At 33.5% G+C, this 20135-nt stretch carries 19 protein-coding genes and 1 other annotated feature; of the genes, 10 read left to right on the forward strand and 9 right to left on the reverse strand.

The window, feature by feature from the left end:
* Positions 1-44: 44 nt before the first annotated feature.
* Entirely contained in the window at positions 45-1319 is a 1275-nt protein-coding gene (locus tag FEZ13_RS04200; RefSeq protein WP_146551581.1) for a dicarboxylate/amino acid:cation symporter, read from the reverse strand.
* A gap of 261 nt (positions 1320-1580) precedes the next feature.
* Positions 1581-2627, reverse strand: a complete 1047-nt coding sequence (locus tag FEZ13_RS04205; protein WP_146551582.1) for a DctP family TRAP transporter solute-binding subunit — start codon at positions 2625-2627, stop codon at positions 1581-1583.
* Positions 2628-2741: 114 nt separating this feature from the next.
* Between FEZ13_RS04205 and FEZ13_RS04210 the strand changes: the two genes are divergently transcribed.
* From FEZ13_RS04210 to FEZ13_RS04240, 7 genes are all read left to right on the forward strand, one after another.
* Positions 2742-4316, forward strand: coding sequence for an ATP-binding protein (locus FEZ13_RS04210; protein WP_243881309.1), 1575 nt, complete (start codon positions 2742-2744; stop codon positions 4314-4316).
* 14 nt (positions 4317-4330) lie between these two features.
* Entirely contained in the window at positions 4331-5014 is a 684-nt protein-coding gene (locus FEZ13_RS04215; RefSeq protein ID WP_146551583.1) for a response regulator, read from the forward strand.
* Between the two features lie 530 nt (positions 5015-5544).
* The gene (locus FEZ13_RS04220; RefSeq protein ID WP_186725762.1) at positions 5545-6126 is read left to right on the forward strand and encodes a YqcI/YcgG family protein; all 582 of its coding nucleotides are present in this window, start codon (positions 5545-5547) and stop codon (positions 6124-6126) included.
* Between the two features lie 2 nt (positions 6127-6128).
* On the forward strand, positions 6129-6599 hold the full coding sequence (locus FEZ13_RS04225; protein ID WP_146551585.1) for a hypothetical protein: 471 nt from the start codon (positions 6129-6131) through the stop codon (positions 6597-6599).
* Positions 6600-6741: 142 nt separating this feature from the next.
* A complete protein-coding gene (locus tag FEZ13_RS04230; protein ID WP_146551586.1) occupies positions 6742-7017 on the forward strand; it encodes an HAD hydrolase-like protein in 276 nt (91 codons plus the stop codon).
* Positions 7017-8171, forward strand: coding sequence for an MFS transporter (locus tag FEZ13_RS04235; RefSeq protein ID WP_146552738.1), 1155 nt, complete (start codon positions 7017-7019; stop codon positions 8169-8171). Before FEZ13_RS04230 ends, FEZ13_RS04235 begins: the two co-directional genes overlap by 1 nt.
* Before the next feature lie 354 nt (positions 8172-8525).
* Complete coding sequence (locus FEZ13_RS04240) at positions 8526-8867, forward strand: hypothetical protein (RefSeq protein ID WP_146551587.1); 342 nt, start codon at positions 8526-8528, stop codon at positions 8865-8867.
* A 415-nt stretch (positions 8868-9282) separates the two neighbouring features.
* On the opposite strand, the gene FEZ13_RS04245 is transcribed toward FEZ13_RS04240, so the two are convergent.
* The 4 genes from FEZ13_RS04245 to FEZ13_RS04260 all read right to left on the reverse strand — a co-directional run bounded on the left by FEZ13_RS04245 (position 9283) and on the right by FEZ13_RS04260 (position 12879).
* Positions 9283-10326 carry a zinc-dependent alcohol dehydrogenase family protein gene (locus tag FEZ13_RS04245; protein ID WP_146551588.1) on the reverse strand — a complete coding sequence of 348 codons (1044 nt, stop codon included), beginning with the start codon at positions 10324-10326 and terminating at the stop codon, positions 9283-9285.
* 465 nt (positions 10327-10791) lie between these two features.
* Positions 10792-11505 (reverse strand): hypothetical protein, encoded by a 714-nt coding sequence (locus FEZ13_RS04250; protein WP_146551589.1) that lies wholly within the window; start codon positions 11503-11505, stop codon positions 10792-10794.
* 11 nt (positions 11506-11516) lie between these two features.
* On the reverse strand, positions 11517-11777 hold the full coding sequence (locus tag FEZ13_RS04255; RefSeq protein ID WP_146551590.1) for a transposase: 261 nt from the start codon (positions 11775-11777) through the stop codon (positions 11517-11519).
* A 226-nt stretch (positions 11778-12003) separates the two neighbouring features.
* Positions 12004-12879, reverse strand: coding sequence for a MerR family transcriptional regulator (locus tag FEZ13_RS04260; protein WP_146551591.1), 876 nt, complete (start codon positions 12877-12879; stop codon positions 12004-12006).
* Between the two features lie 1003 nt (positions 12880-13882).
* Here FEZ13_RS04260 and FEZ13_RS04265 point away from each other — a divergent pair.
* The 3 genes from FEZ13_RS04265 to FEZ13_RS04275 all read left to right on the forward strand — a co-directional run bounded on the left by FEZ13_RS04265 (position 13883) and on the right by FEZ13_RS04275 (position 16224).
* Positions 13883-14593: a VIT1/CCC1 transporter family protein gene (locus FEZ13_RS04265; RefSeq protein ID WP_146551592.1), complete on the forward strand. Its 711-nt coding sequence runs from the start codon at positions 13883-13885 to the stop codon at positions 14591-14593.
* A gap of 279 nt (positions 14594-14872) precedes the next feature.
* The gene (locus FEZ13_RS04270; protein ID WP_146551593.1) at positions 14873-15469 is read left to right on the forward strand and encodes a tetratricopeptide repeat protein; all 597 of its coding nucleotides are present in this window, start codon (positions 14873-14875) and stop codon (positions 15467-15469) included.
* A gap of 500 nt (positions 15470-15969) precedes the next feature.
* Entirely contained in the window at positions 15970-16224 is a 255-nt protein-coding gene (locus tag FEZ13_RS04275) for a hypothetical protein (RefSeq protein WP_146551594.1), read from the forward strand.
* A gap of 708 nt (positions 16225-16932) precedes the next feature.
* On the opposite strand, the gene FEZ13_RS04280 is transcribed toward FEZ13_RS04275, so the two are convergent.
* The 3 genes from FEZ13_RS04280 to FEZ13_RS04290 all read right to left on the reverse strand — a co-directional run bounded on the left by FEZ13_RS04280 (position 16933) and on the right by FEZ13_RS04290 (position 20072).
* A complete protein-coding gene (locus FEZ13_RS04280) occupies positions 16933-17526 on the reverse strand; it encodes an anthranilate synthase component II (protein WP_146551595.1) in 594 nt (197 codons plus the stop codon).
* Positions 17523-18914 (reverse strand): anthranilate synthase component I, encoded by a 1392-nt coding sequence (gene trpE / locus FEZ13_RS04285; RefSeq protein ID WP_146551596.1) that lies wholly within the window; start codon positions 18912-18914, stop codon positions 17523-17525. The genes FEZ13_RS04280 and trpE overlap by 4 nt, the downstream gene beginning before the upstream one ends.
* Before the next feature lie 142 nt (positions 18915-19056).
* Positions 19057-19262, reverse strand: a binding site (T-box leader).
* Between the two features lie 57 nt (positions 19263-19319).
* Positions 19320-20072 (reverse strand): helix-turn-helix transcriptional regulator, encoded by a 753-nt coding sequence (locus FEZ13_RS04290; RefSeq protein ID WP_146551597.1) that lies wholly within the window; start codon positions 20070-20072, stop codon positions 19320-19322.
* Between the last annotated feature and the right edge of the window lie 63 nt (positions 20073-20135).

Raw genomic sequence — 20135 nt, forward strand, 5'->3', positions numbered from 1 at the left:
AGTCATTGTCAAGGAGATCGAATTCCTTTTATGACGGTCTGCTATTAATGAGTGTGTGCATGTTTTAATTTGATTTCTTCTTCTAATTGGTGATGCTGTTCAGAATTGAATTCTTTTTCTGTTTTTGCAATAACAACTGTAGCAACTGAGTTACCAATGATATTTGTAATAGCACGAGACTCAGACATGAAACGGTCGACACCAATTAGTAGTGCGATACCTTCTACAGGAATCATCGGGAATGCAGCCAATGTTGCTGCTAAAGTGATGAAGCCTGAACCGGTTACCCCTGCAGCACCCTTAGAGGTAATCATTAAAATACCTAATAAGTAAATTTGTTGCCATAATGATAGATCCACATTATAAGCCTGTGCGATAAACATGGCAGCCATTGATAAATAAATAGATGTACCATCTAAGTTGAAAGAATATCCAGTTGGGACTACTAAACCAACTACTTGTTTTGAACATCCGAACTTTTCAAGCTTTTGCATAATCAATGGTAATGCTGATTCTGAAGAAGATGTACCTAAAACAAGGAATAGTTCATCCTTAATATAAGCAATGAATTTAAAAATATTGAAACCAAAGAATTTTGCGATTAGTCCAAGAACAACAATTACAAATAGTGCCATTGTTGCATAAACGCCAAGCATCAGCTTACCTAATGACCACAATGATGATAAACCAAAGTTACCGATTGTAAATGCCATAGCACCGAATGCACCGATTGGCGAAATTTTCATAATCATATTGATGATTTTAAAGAAGATTTCCGAAACTTGATCGCAAAGTTTGATAACTGGTTTGACTGGTTCACCAATGGATGCAGCAGCTACCCCAAATAAAATCGCACAGAATAATACGGGTAATAATTCACCGTTTGCAAGAGAACCGAAAAAGTTATCTGGAATAATGTTTGTAATAAATGCTACAAAACCATGATTGGATTCAGCAGCTTGTTTCGTGAACTGAGTAACAGCTCCTGCATCTACAGATGATGTATCTAAGCCTTTGCCGGGTTGGATGATATGAACAACGATCAAACCGATTGCTAATGCAATGGATGAAACGACTTCAAAATAAATAAGTGCTTTGCCGCCGATAGTACCAACTTTCTTTAAATTGCCCATTCCTCCAATACCTGTGACAACAGTTAAGAATATGATTGGGGCAATTAACATTTTGATGAGTTTGATAAAGATATCAGCTAATATCTTCAGCTGAGCACCAAAACTAGGGAATAAAGCGCCTACAATAATCCCTAAGATAATTGCGCAAATTACTTGAACAGTTAAGTTTTTAAAATTAATTCTCATAGCCATGCCTTCTTTGTGAGTAGAGTTTTCTGTTTTGTTATCGCTTACATGAATTATCATACTACGATTATCATAAAAACGATTATTATGGTGATAAAACTCTTTTTGGTCATTTTGGTCTTATCATGTATATTAGTTCTACATTATTCGACAAAACCAGTCATAGCAATGAATAAGAAAAATTTGTGAAGAAATGGCTGTTCCAAAAAATTTTTTGAATTCTCATGAATTAAGCTCTTTTTGTACTAATACAGAACGATTTTAATGATGAATCTCAGAACGAATTTTTTCCAAAAAGGTTGAGTTTATGTTCTTCTCATAGGAAGAATAAAGTGGTTTGAATTTTTTCTCCCATTTTTTCTGTTCTGCAACAGATAATGTATTGAGATCGATATTGGGATCTTTTTTTAGTTTCTCTAAATCTTGCTGATTCAATTTCTTGGCTATTTGAAAATTCCATTCAGTTGCTTCCTGCATAGCTTCCACAACATCATCTTGAAGATCTTGAGGAAGACTATTCCAGAAATCCTCATTCATTAAAACGGCATAGCCTAATAAACCATGATTCGTCAAAGTAATATGATTTTGGACTTTATAAAATCCTTTTGAATAAATGTTAGACAAGGTGTTTTCCTGAGCATCAATCTTATGCTTCTCGACTTCTGTATATAATTCGTCAAAAGAAGTATTAATCGAACTTGCACCTAGTAGCTCAAACTGTGATTGTAATACATGACTTGGCATCGTACGGACCTTTAAGTTTTTAAAATCTTCCCATTTCAACAATGGCTTTTTCTCAGAACTCATCTGTTTGAAGCCGTTATTCCAAAAAGCCAATCCTTTAATATTGACACGATTTAACTGATTGAGTAATTGTTCACCAATGCGCCCATTTAAGACATCTTTTACTTCTTCATCAGTGTGAAATAGATAAGGTAAATCTAATATTTCCCATGTAGGAATTGTTTTTGTCATTTTAGAAAAGGTTGGGGCGATCATTTGAACATCATTGTTTTGTAATGCTTTTAACTCATTGTTATCATTATAGAGCATGCCATTTGGATAGATCACGACATGGATGCGTCCATTTGATTTTTGTTCTAAAATCTCCGCAAATTTTATAGCAGCTTGTCCCTTGGGTGTATCTTCCGCAACGACATGACTAAAGTTAATAACGATTTGTTTATTTAATCCTTGTTGTTCCTCATCCACCGGTAGCATGGCATTTGGCCAAACCTGCTGCCTATAGCATATAGCACCAAGGAGCAGCACAATTGTTAAAATGGCGGTTGTGATATATACTTTCATGCAATCACCAACATTTTGATATTTTCTTTCTATTCTAACATAATTCCTAATGATACAATATTCTTATACTAGCAGATTGGGGGAAGAACGGTGAAACAGAAGCAACATCTGTCTATGAATGGTAAAATCATGTCGCTCACCTTCTTCATTATCATGTTTTCATTTTTAGTAGCTGGGATTTTTGTGATTGGGAATATTTTATCTACAAAAGAAAAAGAACTTGGAAACCAAGCCATGCTGATCGCAAGAACAGTTGCTAAGCTTCCTGAAGTTCAACATGAATTGACAGCAGATAAAAAAATAACAGATCAAGCAAAAACAATTAATGAAGTAATCGAAGGAATCCGTATTATCAACAAAGCAGAATATATTGTGGTTTTAAATATGGAACATATTCGTTTATCGCATCCTGTCAAAGAATTGATCGGCAAAAAATCGAAAACTAGTGATGAAAATGCCGCTTTTGCAGAACATTATTATCTATCCAAGGCAAAAGGAGAAGCAGGTACAACAATACGTGCATTTGTTCCTATTATGGATGCGAATCACCAACAGATCGGTGTAGTCATTGTAGGATATACCTTGCCTACTATTGTTGAAATTTTATATGGCATCCGTAAAGAAATTTTAATTGCAACATTGTTATCCTTATTGTTTGGCGCATGGGGCGCATGGTTGCTTGGTCGGAACATGAAGAAGCAAATGTTTGATCTAGAGCCTCATGAAATAGCGGAAATGTATACAGAGCGGACAGAAACATTTAATGCGATGCATGAAGGAATCATAGCCATTGATAATGATTTCACGGTGACCATTTTCAATACAAAGGCAAAGCAAATTTTAGGTGTTGAAGAAGAAAGCCTAGTGGGGAAGAAAATATATCATATTTTGCCCGATACCCGCTTGCCCGAAATCCTTGATTATAACCGCCCGATTTATAATAAGGAATTATTCATTAACCAACATAATATTATGAGCAATCGTGTACCTATTGAAGTCGATGGTAAGATGGTGGGCGCAATGGCCATATTCCAAGATCGTACAGAAGTGAAAAAATTGGCTGAAGAGCTGACAGGTGTCAAAGAATTTGTACAAGCGTTACGAATTCAAAATCATGAGCATAAGAATAAAATTCATACAATTGCCGGGCTTTTACAGCTTGGTCATTATGAACAGGCACTTAGTTATATAAAAGAGGTAAAAGAAAAACAAGATGATATCGCCAATTTTCTAAATGACCGTATTAAAAATCAAAATATTTCTGGATTGTTATTGAGTAAGATCAATCATGGGAAAGAGCTTGGAATTGATGTGGAAATTGATATGAACAGCCAATTGACATACTTGCCGGACCAATTAGATTTTAACGATTTTGTTGTGATCATTGGAAACTTGATCGAAAATGCTTTTGATGCCTTGCAATTAGCAAAAAAGGATGATAAAAAAGTGATGATTAGTATCGATCAGGATGATGAGATTTTATCGATCTTAGTGGAAGATAATGGTGTTGGGATGTCAGAAGAAGTGATTAAACGTATTTTTGATAATGGCTATACAACGAAAAAAAATGAAAATCATGGAATCGGTCTTTATCTCATTCAGGATATCGTCAAAAAATTAGACGGAACAATCGATGTCACGAGTACACCTGGTGAAGGGACAAGCATTTTTGTTACATTTTACGTATAAAAGGGGATGAAATGATGCAACCGATACAGGTTCTATTAATAGAAGACGATCCAATGGTCCGACAAGTAAATCGTCAGTTTATCGAGCAGGTTCCAGGCTATTCCTTAATAGGTACTGCCAAAAATGGTATGGAAGGCATTCAGCAAATAAAACAACTGAAACCGGATCTTGTTTTTATGGATATTTTTATGCCTGAGCAAGATGGTATTGAGACGTTGAAAAAAATACGTGAAAAGGGGCTTAAAGTGGATGTCATTGCTGTTACAGCAGCTAATGATATGAAGACCATTCAGAAAATGCTCCAATTAGGGGTTTTTGATTATATTATGAAACCATTTTCCTTTGAACGTATGAAGCATACATTACAAAATTATCGTCAATATAAAAACAAAATGGAGGAAAAAAGCGAGATGACTCAAAAGGAACTTGATGCACTCCTTCATCATCAACTAAAGCCGCATCAACCTGATATAAAGCTACCTAAAGGCTTGAATGCTTCTACACTCGAAAAAATTGTTTCTTTTATCGGTATTCAGGAGCAATCAGTTTCTGCGGAAGAAGTAGCTAATGGTGTAGGTCTTGCACGAGTGACTGCACGTAGGTATTTAGATTATCTTGAAAAGCAAAACAAAGTGAAAATCGATATTCAATATGGTGGTGTTGGACGACCAGTGAACCAATATCGATTGATTCAGTAGAACAGATAGATGTGGTGAATCTTGCGCATAGGTAAAAGTAGTTTCTTATGATTCAAAGTGACCAATATTATATTAAAGAAGAAAAGAAGAAAAGGAAAAACACTCATAACTTATCAAGGAGTTAAAGACACCTTGAATATACATTTTTAAGGGGCATCGCTTTGATACTCCTTTTTTGATCTTTCAACTAAAAATGGATGCCCACTAAAACTAGGATTATTAGATATCCTCATTACTTTAAATTTGCTGTTCTGTTTGAAAGATAGGAGAATAGATTAAATTTAAAATATTGCGGAAAAGAAAGCGATCTGTATAAGTGGGGCAGTTGATTATCCATAAAGTTAATCCTATTCTATTTTAAATGTTTTTTACTTTAAATAAAAATATTGACAAGTATAATTGATTAATAAATAATATTACATGTATTACCTTTTAATCTATTTTTACTTAATAGTTACAAAGTTTTTGTTGTTCATTATAAGATATACTATCATCAAACATAATAAATCCGTAACAAGGAAGGGTGTAATTTGTTTTTTAAGCAAAATGAGCTGGCAAATTTGACTGAAGAATTCACTTGGATTAAACAAGAATTTTGGCATACAGAAAATGTAATTACAAAAGAAAATTTTCCTTGCATATTTGGCGTTCAAGGTTATAGAAGACAGCTACATTATGTATCGACATTAAACTATCCCTATAATCCTGAAGAACTGTCAAATGATATAGATGAATATCTTGATGCAATTAACTCGATGGATATTAAAGAAAGTGGGCTTGCTGGACTATTGGTATATTTCCAACCACTAGGCAATATGAACATAAAAGCAAAGCAATTCTTATCATGGAGTTTATTATCAAAAATGAAGAAAATGTGTGATCCTGCTGATGATAGCAATGATCCTAATGAAGATAATTATTCATTTAGATTCAAAAATGAATTATGGTTTATCAATTTTAGCTCAAACAGTTACCTAAACAGAAATTCTAGAAATTTGAATACTTTTTTGACGCTTGCTTTGCAGACTTTCAATAAATCAAACGCCTTTTTTAAAGCTGATAATAAAATTAAAGCAATAAAGCAAAAGCACAACATACTGTACGAAATTTAGCTATGAAATTTGATGGCTGTCCGGTACATTCTGGATTAGGTCCAATAATTGGGGAGGAGGAAAAATTCTCACCTGTCAAATTTTCTTATTACATAGGAGATACAAACGATGAGCCACCATTTCAGCCCTGGTTATATAAAGAATATATACCAGAAAAAGTCGTAATCGACGGCGATATGATAACAGATTTATCTATATTAGAGGAATTAACTGAATTCAATCAACTAGGCAAACCTTTTGAACTACTCTTATTAAACAAATTAAAAGGAAAATTAAACATTTCTTTTCTATCTGAAAATGAGCTTATTAAATGTAAGGGGCATAATATTCTATTTGTTAGCAATAATCAAGAAAAACTTGTGAAATATAAGGATATTATTTCTATATGCTTAATGGGAGATCGCAAAACGCGTATTATTAATGACTGTTTTTTCATAGAGTATTTTAATGATCTTTTAGCACTATACAAATAAAGAACTAGAGTAACAGGAAAATAGGTAGATTTAAGTAGAAGTAAGTATTAATACTCTTCACATAATATTGGGCAGCTATGAATTATGAAAGATACACTTTATTAAGAGAGGTAAAATTTTTATGAGAAGAAGGTAATATCTGATGAATATTAAAAATATAATATTTGACTTTGATGGTATACTTGTTGATTCTAAGAAATGCAGTATGCTAACTACACATCAAGCATTTTGTAAATTTGGTTTAAAAGAACCGAAGAAAAGACTAATTGAGTGTTGGATGAGAATCTCTATTAAGAAGATGGCAGAAACTGAGTTACAAGAGAACTCAGTTAAAAAATCACTCAAGATATCCCGCCGAACTTATAAAGAACTAGATCATGTTCGACAATTAACCATGTTAGAAAGATTGTCGTTGTGATAAGTATCGAAGGAAAAATAACATTAATTGGTTTTCTAACAATGTTTGTTGTGGGCGTATCTGATTTAATTGTAGTCGGGATTATTTCTCCAATGTCAGAGGCTTTTAATGTCCAAACATCTTTAATTGGTCAGTTGGTGACTATTTATGCTGTTTCTTTTGCTGTACTCAGCCCAATCTTAACTAAAATAACCTCAAGATTTCATGATAAGAAAACATTATTGATCAGTCTGTTTATATTTATAATAATTAATTTTTTGGTAGTTTTCGTCAACTCCTTTTTACTACTATGTATATTACGTATTTTATTAGCAGCATGCGCTTCTTTAGTTACGGTCAAACTGATGGCGATAGGCGCGAAGCTTGTAGCACCTGAGAAAAAAGCAAAAGTTGTGTCCAATATTTATGTTGGATTTAGTGCAGCTAATATTTTAGGTGTTCCTTTAGGTACGTTATTAGCAGCTCATTTTTTCTGGACTATTCCATTTTACTTGATAGGATTAATGGCTATTTTTTGCTTGTTACTTATTTTTTTCTTTATTCCATCTGTAAAACCGGAATTAAAGGAAAATGCAAAACAAGGGGAATATAAGATTCTCGACAAAAAGGGAATTATAATTATTCTTACCTTTCTATGGTTAATGATGGTTTCAAATAGTATGCTCTTTACATACTTGGAACCAATAATAAGAGACGGTGGGCATTCTTTAACAACTGTTAGCCTTGCATTATTCATAGCAGGTGTCGCAGGTGTCGTTGGATCAAAATTAGGAAACTTATTATCAGAAAAATTTGGTTACTATATGGCTGGTTCAATTATTGTATTTGTATATATTATCTCGCTTTTCATGCTATTATTTTACACTGAAAATATCATAGTTGTTTTACTCGGTGTGTTACTTTGGAATTTATTTCATTGGGGAACTAATCCAACTGTGCAATATGCCTTGCTTCAATTTATTAAAGGTGATCCAAGTCAAATATTCAGCTATAATATTTCTCTGTTAAATTTGGGAATCGGTATAGGTTCATTTATTGGTGGTGCACTCGTACTAAAAGATCCACATTTCATACTTTCTATTGTCGTAGCGATAGGAATCGCTATCGTTTCTTTTCTTATTTTATCCGCAATTCGGAAAAATCCAGTAAAATAATTCATTACTGCATTGCACAGAAGTACCTCTTAAGATTAAGAAAACGTATTAGGTTGAGTAATCATATATATTATCACGCGTGTTGATTTGACAAAAATTAGGGGTGTCTGTTTGGCATAGTTGCCCCCAGCATTCGTTCGCAGGAAAGCGAACAAGTCTTCGCTGCAATCAATGAATGCCATTTTTTATAGATTAAATTGGATAATCAATACGCCAATATATAAATCAACGCCATCCAAACAAAATGGATGGTTTTTTCATTATTTACGAAATTTTGTGTTGCCACAGTTTTTAAAACATATAAATAAGGGAATAGTGTGTAGTAGAAATAGAGAATAGGAAGGGGGATAAGCATTGTTTTTTGTTTTTTTCATGCTTATTTTATCTACATGCTTAATACCTTTAATATTGATCGAGATAAAGGCGAAAATGGCTGAAAATCAATTTGATATAGCCATTCGGTCTATAGAATCTAATTTGGACTCAATCCCAGAATTACGAAAAGAGTACAAATATCGATTAACGCGTTTTAAAATGTTTTGTGCAAATTGGCACAAGGTCATCAAAACACAAATATTCAATGGATATGTTTGGTTAAAGCAATGTCCGAAAATAGCCAAGAAATATTACACACAATTTATACAGCTAATTAAAACAAGAAAATTTAAAATTAAATTCAGTCGTACAAAAAATTAAATACGACAGCTATAAAAAACTTCAGTAACGATTATAACTGAAGTTTTTTATATTAGATTAAAAAAATCTCAAATATCTCACTGTTATAAGTATACTTTATAAATGAAATACAACTTCCTAGAATTTATATTATGTAAACTAAAATTTTACATAATATATTTCTCTATATTTCTCCATATGTCATCCATTGTCATCCATATATTTGTATTTATCTATATATTATGTAAAAACACCTTCGAAATATATTTCGAAGGTGTTTTAGAAGTAAGCGCTTACTTTCGTAAGGTTCCAGATTATAAATTTATTTTTAAATTTATTTAAAATGCAAAATTCAATGTGATTCATAATCATTTGGACAAATTTCTATTAAACCAAACGCTTGGCTTTATTTAAGCTATGCACTGTGAAATACTTGTTATTCAAAATCTATTATAACTTTTAAAGCTTGTTCTTTTGAAGCGTTACCGAATGTCTTGTACGCTTCAGCTATGTCTTCAAATTGATAATGATGCGTCACTAATTTTTCAGGTTTTATCTTTCCATTTTCTAGTGTTTTTAATAACATTGGTGTTGTATTTGTTGATACTAAGCCTGTTGTAACGGTTACATTTCGAATCCATAAGTCTTGTAATTGGAGTTCTACTGGCTTACCATGTACACCAACATTTGCTAAATGACCACCTGGTGCTAAGATATGTTGACAAATATCGAATGTTGCTGGAAAACCTACAGCTTCAATGGCAACATCTACACCACGCCCATCAGTAAGTTCAAAGATTTGATCAATTGCGGCTTGTGCATCGCGTGAATTGATTGTGTGTGTAGCACCGAATTTTTTAGATGTTTCTAAGCGATTGTCATCAAGGTCAACCATGATGATTTTAGATGGAGAATAAAATTGCGATGTCAATAAAGCGGACATTCCAATTGGACCTGCCCCTACGATTACGACCACATCACCAGGTGATACTTGCCCATTCAGCACTCCAACTTCAAAGCCAGTTGGCAGAATATCAGAAATCATTACTGCTGCTTCATCGGAAATCCCTTTTGGAATATGATATAAAGAATTATCAGCATGTGGAATATGTACATATTCCGCTTGTGTGCCATCTATTAAATGTCCTAAAATCCAGCCTCCATCTTCACAGTGGGCATATAATGATTGTTTACAATAGTGACATTTACCACAAGAAGTAACGCATGAAATGATTACTTTATCCCCCACTTTGAAATTAGAGACGCCTTCTCCTACCTCTTCTACAACGCCGATACCTTCGTGGCCTAAAATTGTACCTTCTTTAACGGCTGGTACATCACCACTTAAAATATGTAAATCCGTACCACAAATTGTGGTTTTTAACATACGGACAACTGCATCTCCATCTTTTATGACACGTGGTTTTTCAACTTCACGAACTTCTTTTTGACCTGGGCCAGCGTATACTAATGCCTTCATTAATAATCTCTCCTTTATTTTTTATTTATTAAATAGTTTTTGTTAGGCAAATGAATCATTTCATAAATCAATTCTATATTAGATTCAAACATTTATTTATAGATAATAAAGAATTAGTCTCCAAAGCTTTTTTAATGTAAACGATGTCCATAGGGATGTTCTAACCAAATTACTGATTATCGAATATCTTAGGATGTGACTCGTGCATTGCCTCCTTTTTTTGCGTATGCAAATCTTTATCTCAAATGCAGTTGTCTTTTATTCGGTAATAATCAATATTATCAAATGTTCATATTTTTATGAAATTATTCAAATAAGTTTCGAAACCCTAACACTAGTAAATATAAATGTTCAGTCATAAAACGTCAACAATTTAGACACAAAAAAGTTAAATTTATAACTTTAATAAAAATAAAAGGCGAATAGTATGACTATTCGCCTTCTCATGATTGATTATGATTAACTTTAATTCCAAGTACGGGGTGAGGCATGACCATGTCGAAGACGGATTTCTATACCTGTTAAGAAAGGTACAATTGCTGCCAGACATTCATCGTCATATAAATATTCTTTATAAAGGATTAATGGTAAGCATAATCCTTTATTATGGCAGGTCTCTTTACAGTATGCTATAAAATTAGGTTGCAAATTTGTATATAGTTCTTGAGGTACTTTATATTGTACATACGCTTTTTCTATAGCATCTGCAAACAAGTACTCACTTAAAGACTTGTCAAAACTGAATCCTACTAAGCACTTCGTATGTATGTCTATAATAGTAGCCATATAAGTCCAGCCTTGATGCCATGTTGGGACATAACTGATATTAAGTACCCATTTTTCATTAGCTTCTGTTGTTTCAAATCCATTATTAACAATAGGTTTCCGAGTGTCCTTCTCGTTTGTTTCCCTAGCTTTTTTTAGTACACGCTGTACTTTTCGTACGCTTCCTTGAAAACCACGTGTTTTTAATATTTCATATAATTGAGAAGCATTGTAAAGTTGCCCCTCTTCAACTGTAATTTGTTCAATTCTTTCCAATAATTCTTCTGATGCTGAACGTGTTACTTTTTCGTTTTTTTGTACCTCGTTGTAATATGTACTTTTTGGTATTTCTAATGCTTTACACAGTAATTTAACTGTATATTTTTTACTTTCCTGTTCGATAAATTTGATCACATTTTTTTCATCTAATTTGGTGCGAATATGGTAATAGCCTTTTTTAAAATATCAACCTCCTGCTTTAAACGTACATTCTCCTTTTGAACTGCCAAAATTTCTGCTTTTGTCATTTCAATGCCATCTTCAACAGGTGAGTATAATTTTATCCATTTGTAAATTGTAACTTCTGATATACCATATTCGCTTGATAATTTATTTACAGCAGTGCCAAGGCGATATTGTTTAACGATCTCCATTTTAAAATCTGGTGAATATCGTTTTTTTCCCATTCGAATTCCCCTTTTTCCTCTTATTATAATAAGTGCCTAGTCATATTTATGTCTAGATAAGAAACAATGACATTTGTATAATTTTGATAAAAAATTATCGATTGTTTCATACAAATCATTATATTAAGAATTATCGATACGTCAAGTGTAACTTCTATCAAGACAAAAACTTTTCAGTAAACGTCGTTATATCATTAAACTATTTCGTTCTATGAATGTTGGATCTCTATTCCAAACGAGAATCTTTCATTTGCGGAAACTTTTCAGTAAACCATTTATTTGCTTCCTGTAGTTTGTTTGAATATTCACGATAAGAATGGCTCAAGATTCTCAAATTTGTGATAAAAATTTCTTGATAGCCGCTACTTTTCTGGAACTCTAATAGCAATTGTTGCAATTTATATGAAGGGGTTGATTCATATTCTTTAGAGCTGCGGAATGTAATGTACTTTTCTATCCCCTTTTTGTTATTGGCAATGTAACTGTCTATATCATTGATCGAATCAAGGAAAGTAGTATTTATTTTTTCTAGGTTTTCTTGTTTCATTAAAGGAATGACGCTTTCCAAATACTCTTCCATTTCTTTAGAAATTTTTAGTTGGTCAAGAAAATGGACTATTTTTGTATAGGCTTCTTCCTTTTCCTTAGTATCTATTTCTCCATTTAAAAATGGTCCAAAGTGGATAGACAAATAAATACCATACGTACCTGGAAAAGATTGTACTAATTTTTCTCGAATAGTAAAAGAAGAGTCGAGATTAGAATGAATGTATTCCATTCCTCGATCAATATCATAGTCTTCCATCAAAAGTTCCAAACATTTTTGTTGTTCTGTTAACTTTTTCTTATTTAAATCCATTAAATATTTATATTTTGATAATGTTAAGGATTTATTACTGCTTGCAAAAACATTTTTTATGTTAGAAATACTTAATCCTAGATTCCTGAGGACAGAGATTTCTTTTAATATAGATATATCATCAGGATCGTAATTTCTATATCCGTTCTCACTGATTTTCGGATGGACAAGTCCCGATTTTTCGTAATATTCTATCGCTTTTTTGGTAAGTGAACATTTTTTGCATACTTCATTTATTAACATAGCCATCACCTCAAAAACATAATAAGCTACCCCCTAAGGTAGGAGTCAATGCATTTTTGTGATTATAATATTGCTTGCGTTGAATATTTTATTAGCTTTCCATACTAACGTAACATAGAATCACAAATCTACCCCATTGTGAGTATAAAAAATTTTTGATTGGGCAAAATAGAACTAATTGGATATGGAGGTGAGAAAATTGAAATTGCTTATCAAATTGGATGTCAACATTAAAGTACGAGATGTTTTCATCGTTTCAGCTGTTTTAATGATTCATCTTTATTCTTAACAATGATCAGCAGCAACAATAAAAATATTATTGAATGAGCATATCCTAACACTTAATGCCAAAATACATATAAAAACCTTCAATCTTCTTATATGACAACAAAAGTACCTATTTTCATCTTTTACATCAAAGCCGATTTACTACAAAAAAGTAAATCGGCTTTGATAATTGTGATTATTTTAGGGTTAAATTCTAATATTGATCAAGTCCTACACTAAATAATCCTCAAAATTGCTTATAAACTCGACTATCCAAGCGGTCCCCATAGAAACAATAGCTAAAGCAAATGGTAGAAGAAAACTTTTGATGGCTTTCGACCAATGAAAGTTTTCTTGTTGCTTTTTAGTATTCTATCCGTCACAAAAAATAGGATAGAAGCAGCTAAACTATAAGGTAAAATAACGAGCCCGAAAACAATATGTAATATGCCAGAAATGATAATCTCTACGCTTTCTTTTCTTAGTTTTTTTGATATAAATTTTGCTACTATATCACTGAAAATTGAACTTAGTATGCCATAGCCCTGTTCGTAAGTTCTCCTCCAAATTTCATTTTTGTATCAGATTCATCCAAGATTCTTATCATAGACCTTAAACCAGGTTGTTACTCAATGAGGAAAGAGATATGTTATATTTTATGTATGATAAGCAATAAGGGGGAATTATTACCTCTTGTACATGAATAAAGGCTGTTTCGCATGAAAGGAGTTTTTTGATGCCAGAGACCGAAATAGATAAAAAAGCACATGTTGAAGAACATTTTTTAGCATCCGATTTAATTCGCGATATTGTTATTGGGATGTCTGATGGATTGACGGTTCCTTTTGCACTTGCTGCCGGCTTATCAGGTAGCGTTTCAAATGCAAGTCTCGTTGTCATAGCAGGAGTAGCTGAAATCGCTGCAGGATCAATTGCTATGGGGCTTGGTGGTTATCTTGCTGCACGTACGGATGAGGAACACTACGCAACCGAATTGGCTCGAGAAAAAAGAGAGATTATCGAATTACCTGATCGAGAACGACAAGAAGTAGCTGACATATTGCGTGAATGGAGTTTACCTGAATCGGCGATCCATGAAACAGTTGATGCCATGAGTAAAGATCCTGAAAAATGGGTAGATTTCATGATGAAATACGAGCTTGGACTTGAAAAGCCCGAACCAAAGCGTGCAATAACAAGCTCCGCTACAATTGGTGGATCCTATATCGTCGGAGGTCTTATTCCTCTATTCCCATATATGATCATCTCCAATGCTAACTCTGCCCTACTTCTTTCCGTCATTATGACGCTGATTGCCCTATTTATTTTTGGGTTTGTCAAAGGAAAGTTTACAGGGGCAAAGCCATTTAAGAGTGCCTTTCAAACGACATTGGTCGGTGGCCTAGCTGCAGGTATTGCCTTTATTATTGCAAAATTGATTTCGTGATTTTTTACAAGCAAAACAATTGAATCTGGACATGCACAGCTTTATCCTTATGCCTGGCATGTCTTTTTTCATGTTCAGTAGAATAACTACTTGTATGAACTGATGAAAAAGTATATTAGCCATTTTTTCGTCATTCAGGATTTGCATTTTTGATTAAGCGACATCATTAAAACGACAGAAAATCTCCTTCCATGATCTTTCTTATTTTGATAGCTCTGCCTTCATTTTTATAGTAAACTTAGCAATGAGAAATACAGGTTTCAGGAAAGGTTGAAAATTATGTCAAATGTCGAAGAATTGGTAAATCAAGCAGTTGAGTTAAAGCGTACAGGTCACTACGATCAAGCGTTAAATAAGTATACAGAAGCGATCAAGTTACAACCATCTAACAGCCATTTATATCGTGGGATTGGCCAAGTTGCTTATCTTATGGAGCAAAATAAAATTGCTGTAGCTGCCTATTTATCTGCGTTACATATTGAAATTGCAAAAATCGAGTACTTTGGGTTGAATGAAGAAACACAAAAAATGTATGAACAATTACCAGAAATATTAATAAAAGATTTGCCCCTAAAAGGTGCCTTTATCCTTTATTATGACACAAATACTTTGCGCCATTTGGCACATGCGATCGCCGACTTTGATCAGGACGCGCTAAGTTCAGAACCCGAACTTGTAAGTTATAAAGAGATTTATACAGCTCATTTGAAGGGAGATCAAGATCTAGCGGAAATTTTATCAATCTATAATCGCAGCGAAAAGGATTATACAGATCAAGAAACAACTTTTTATATTCAAATTGGGAAAGAACTCGCTCTTGCTTGGATCAAATGGGATCAAATCGGTAGTCTAGATGTCGGAAAGTTATACTTTTAATCGAAAAGCAGCAGCTATTAATAAGTCTTTTGGTTAAGCAGAAAATCTTCATCAAACAACAGTTCAATTAGCTTAGAAAAAGGTGTCGATATAACTGACACCTTTTTTAGTTATAAGTGATAAAAAATTTTTTGTATAATAAATACAATCTAACAATTGTGAGGTAGTATTTTATGACTAAATTTAATGCGGTAACCAGATATCAGAAAGTGTAAAGGAGATTACATATTCAATTGATTCCTGTACGTATGTGGATTAAACAAGTTAATTCTAATGGTTTAGCCACTTTGGACTTTATCGTTGAGTAGTATTTGCCCATATCGATCCAGCCTTATAAATAGTTTTCAAGAATTTACGTACGGGCATCCTTGGATTCTATATCACTTATTTATCCGATAAATGTAATTTTATATAAATACAAACAAAATTCATTTTTTTGAAAATTGGAATAAAAAAGAGTATAATTGTATAAAATTAACTCATTTAAAAGGAGGAAACATATGAACAGTCCTATTTTTTGGGATGTAATTGGACCCGCTGTTTTGGCCATTTTTGTAATTATTTTTGGTTGGTCATTGTATGGACTAAAAAGAAAGTCATTTACTATTCTTTTAATAGGGACTATTTTAAACATCGGAATAGCCAGTATATTTTGGTGGTCAATTGGAAGATTTTTAGTATTTGTACCTTTTTTTCAATTAGTTGCGACAATATATATTTTATTAAGCAACAGAAAGCATCACTTTGAAAAATAAATAATAATTTCAGACGTGTTGATTATCCAATTTTATCCATAAAGATAGGGAGAATTCGTTGATTTCCGCTACGGCTTGCTTGCATTTCCCACGAGAGTTGAGCAGTCGTAGCGGAAATTTATATAGCTTGGAGTTCACAATAAGGAATTTTTCTGATTTATATTCATATATTTGTCCTAATTTTTCCTAATCAACCAGTCTGATAATTTAACAGTTTTTTTCATTAAAAAATTTACATTGTACATTTCTTCAACTATTAATTTGATCATAATAAATACTAATTATTCCTTATTTAAGAAAAAATATTTTTTCCGCTCATAAATCAGATTTATGTACGAAAAGGATGACTTTGTTCCAACAATCCCTTTTTATGTAATGTTCTTTTTCTAATATTTTTTCAATTTTGTATTAAATAAAAGGTATGTTAGTTAAACACTTGAACTTTATAAGCAGCAGTTCACTTATCCTCTCTTTTTATTTGAGTCTTGATGTGGATTATGTCTTCTTAATTGAAAATTAAAAATCTGTTGAATGCTGTCTCAAAAATAAGTTTACATAATAATATTATCGAATTTATATTTAATCATTTTTTTCAAATTGTATTTCAAAATAAAAACAGCATGCTTGGTATAAGCTTTACATGCTGTTCTATTCTAAGGATAGATGGTTGCTTCCTATTTTTATTTAATCGACTTCATCCATAACAATTTAAACTTGTTGCCCTACTTGCTGACAATACTTATCTAAAAACAATTGGATCATTAAATCTCCTTCTTTGGTTCCGATAGATTCTGGATGAAATTGCAAACCAAATACAGGATAATCTCGATGCTGGATCGCCATGATTTCTCCATCATCTTTGGCAATGGCGGTGACTTTTAATTCTTCAGGCAGCGTTTTTGGGTCGATGACTAGAGAATGATAACGCATGACAGTGAGCGGTTTTGGACAATTTTGAAACAATCCTGTTGGTTCAAATTTTAGTTCTGAAAACAGACCATGTTTAATTTGTTTCGCTTGTATAATTTTAGCGCCAAAAGCTTCCCCGATTGATTGGTGTCCTAGACAGATCCCTAGTATCGGAAATTCTTTATAAAGTTTTTGAATCACTTCAATTGAGATTCCCGCTTCTTTTGGTGTTCCGGGTCCAGGAGAAATAACAATCGCTTCTGGCTGTAATTGACGAATTGCATCAATAGTTAAAGCATCGTTTCGAACAACTTTAACTTCTTTTCCAAGACTACTAATTTGTTGATATAGATTATAAGTAAATGAATCATAGTTATCGATCAGTAAAATCATGCGTGCACCTCCAACAAAGCTTTTGCCTTGTTTAATGTTTCTTCATATTCTTTTTCAGGAACAGAATGATAAACAATCCCTGCTCCGGCTTGGACATATGCCTTTCCCTTTGTCACAACCATTGTACGGATAGCAAGCGCCATATCCATATCTCCAGAGATTGAAACATATCCGACAGCCCCTGCATAGACGCCTCTTTTATGGTGCTCTAAGCTGTTGATAATTTGCATAGCTCGAATTTTAGGAGCTCCAGATACAGTACCTGCTGGCAAAGTTGTCGATAACACATCGAGTGGATGAATGTCATCTTTTAACTCCCCTGTTACTTCAGAAACAATATGCATCACATATTTATAACGTTCGATGTTCATATATTTTGGTAATTTTACGGTGCCAATTTTAGAAAGTTTTCCAATATCATTACGACCCAAATCAACTAACATACGATGTTCAGCAAGTTCTTTTTCATCCTGTAGCAGCTCTTTTTCCAGTGCCAAGTCTTCTTCAGTACTTTTCCCTCTTCGGCGAGTACCTGCAATTGGATTCGTTGTCGCTATACGCCCCTTGACCTTGACTAAGCTTTCCGGAGATGTTCCAAGAATCACATAATCGCCGAAATCCATATAAAACATATATGGTGAAGGATTCGCTGTACGAAGTCTTCGATAAAGGTTCATCGGATTTCCTGTAAAATCAGCTTCAAATCTTTGAGATAACACTACTTGAAAAATATCCCCCTGTTCAATATGCTTCTTGCCTTGAATGACCATTTGACAAAAATCTTCTTTTTCAATAGTTGAATGAAATTGAATCGTATCTGTATCATGATCGCGTTGGGTGAATACAGGCATTGCGAGCTGTTTTTCAATATCGTTTACTCGCTGCCCTAATTGTTCATGTGTGATTCCCTTTTGCAATAAATCTACTGCTACGATATGCACTTTTTGCAATAAATGATCGACCACGATAAAAGTATCATAGAATAATACATGCATATCAGGCATTTGTAAATCATCTTTCAACATTGTGCCTATTTTTTCATGATAAAATGCGGTTTCATAACCAAAATATCCGATCGCCCCACCAAAAAATGAAAAAGGTAATTTTTCCTCTTCAGTAGGTAATAATGATTTCAACTTGGCAAATGCATCGACGCCTGAATGGATGAGTTCATGTTTAGCATTGAATAATTGGTACGCATTATTGGTCGAAATCAATTCTGCTAATGGATTAACAGCAATAAACGAATATCTTCCGCTTTCTTCATGTTTGGCCGATGATTCGAATAACATTTTTTTCGATCCGTTTAAAGCGTGATAAATGGAAATAGGTGTTAACATATCGCCTTGGATTGTTTTCATTTCGTACATTCTTGTCTCAACTGTCATTTGTTTTAACTCCTTCTCTCTGCTCTTCTAAGCTCTAACCTTTTGAAAACATGCGAATCAAAATACTCCCGAGTCAGTTCAATAATGGTGAAGATGGCCATAGTTGTTATTCAAATAAAAAATCCTCCATAGAAAAAATTCTATGAAGGACGGGAAATCCGCGGTACCACCTTATTTGTAACGACTCGCTACCACTCACATATAACGGTATGTGCCGGACTACCCTACTAAACGGTTCAAGTAATCACTCACAGGTCCATTCAATAAGAAAATTGGATCGACTTTCACCACATGTCGACTCTCTGCGCCAATCTGTTCTCACTTACTACTCCTGCTCAACGTTTTCAATTTAAAATTTTAGCTTTGTACCATATTATAATCAATGCTGTACGAATATTCAATATTTTATTGTTTGACGTGGATCTGGGTAAAGAATTTCAACATATAACGCAAATAGTGGCGAATGGCTGTGATTCGCTCTTCTAAAGAAGCCGCAATGGTTCGATAAAAAGATACTCCTTCATCTGTCCCACGTAAATTTCGAACAGTCCGTTTTTCATCTGGCCAAGAACCGACTAAATATCCTTCATCTTCAAGCTCCCATGCGATTTGATAGAGATAGCCATTTGAAGGACACCAGCCGAATAGATCCTCTAGCTGTTGACCCACCTCGGCCATATAAAAGCTAGAGCGAGTTTGAGCAAGCTTTAAAGCTAAGTATCTGACGGCATCTTTGACAGAAATAAGCTTTGAAAAATAGCTTCTAAATTCTTCAGGTAGCGGATGCTCTGGTTTAGGTGGTTTTTCACCATTTTTTGTTAACTCATAATAGAAACGATCTAACACTAAGACAATTTCATGAAACCGTTCATAATAGAGTTCATTGTAGCGGCGAAGACGATTTCTTCCAAGATCAGTGCATGTATATAGAATCCTCTTGTGAATTTGTCTAGCTTGAAGAGCGCCCTCTGCTTCTAGTTGTTTTGCAACACGAGCTACATATTCGTAACCAACTTTACGACCGGGGAATTCCTCCTGAAAATGTTGATGAATTTCTACAGAGTACTTTTCGGAGTCCTGTGTTGCGTAAAGCCAATACAGTGCGATCGTATCTTTGACGCTAAAGCCTACTGTCTGTTGAAAGTTCTTCTTTTTCATAAAGATTCCCCACCTTTTAGACTATTTAACAATAGTATATCAAATTACTTTCTAAATAGTGGA

Source organism: Rummeliibacillus sp. SL167, from assembly GCF_007896505.1.
GTDB classification, from domain to species: Bacteria; Bacillota; Bacilli; order Bacillales_A; family Planococcaceae; genus Rummeliibacillus; species Rummeliibacillus suwonensis.

Excerpts from the sequence above, each read along its gene's own strand:
- FEZ13_RS04200 (WP_146551581.1), bottom strand. The coding sequence starts at position 1,319 with ATGAGAATTAATTTTAAAAACTTAACTGTTCAAGTAATTTGCGCAATT.
- FEZ13_RS04205 (WP_146551582.1), bottom strand. The coding sequence starts at position 2,627 with ATGAAAGTATATATCACAACCGCCATTTTAACAATTGTGCTGCTCCTT.
- FEZ13_RS04210 (WP_243881309.1), top strand. The coding sequence starts at position 2,742 with ATGAATGGTAAAATCATGTCGCTCACCTTCTTCATTATCATGTTTTCA.
- FEZ13_RS04215 (WP_146551583.1), top strand. The coding sequence starts at position 4,331 with ATGCAACCGATACAGGTTCTATTAATAGAAGACGATCCAATGGTCCGA.
- FEZ13_RS04225 (WP_146551585.1), top strand. The coding sequence starts at position 6,129 with ATGAAATTTGATGGCTGTCCGGTACATTCTGGATTAGGTCCAATAATT.
- FEZ13_RS04230 (WP_146551586.1), top strand. The coding sequence starts at position 6,742 with ATGAATATTAAAAATATAATATTTGACTTTGATGGTATACTTGTTGAT.
- FEZ13_RS04245 (WP_146551588.1), bottom strand. The coding sequence starts at position 10,326 with ATGAAGGCATTAGTATACGCTGGCCCAGGTCAAAAAGAAGTTCGTGAA.
- FEZ13_RS04255 (WP_146551590.1), bottom strand. The coding sequence starts at position 11,777 with ATGGGAAAAAAACGATATTCACCAGATTTTAAAATGGAGATCGTTAAA.
- FEZ13_RS04260 (WP_146551591.1), bottom strand. The coding sequence starts at position 12,879 with ATGTTAATAAATGAAGTATGCAAAAAATGTTCACTTACCAAAAAAGCG.
- FEZ13_RS04265 (WP_146551592.1), top strand. The coding sequence starts at position 13,883 with ATGCCAGAGACCGAAATAGATAAAAAAGCACATGTTGAAGAACATTTT.
- FEZ13_RS04270 (WP_146551593.1), top strand. The coding sequence starts at position 14,873 with ATGTCAAATGTCGAAGAATTGGTAAATCAAGCAGTTGAGTTAAAGCGT.
- FEZ13_RS04275 (WP_146551594.1), top strand. The coding sequence starts at position 15,970 with ATGAACAGTCCTATTTTTTGGGATGTAATTGGACCCGCTGTTTTGGCC.
- FEZ13_RS04280 (WP_146551595.1), bottom strand. The coding sequence starts at position 17,526 with ATGATTTTACTGATCGATAACTATGATTCATTTACTTATAATCTATAT.
- trpE (WP_146551596.1), bottom strand. The coding sequence starts at position 18,914 with ATGACAGTTGAGACAAGAATGTACGAAATGAAAACAATCCAAGGCGAT.
- FEZ13_RS04290 (WP_146551597.1), bottom strand. The coding sequence starts at position 20,072 with ATGAAAAAGAAGAACTTTCAACAGACAGTAGGCTTTAGCGTCAAAGAT.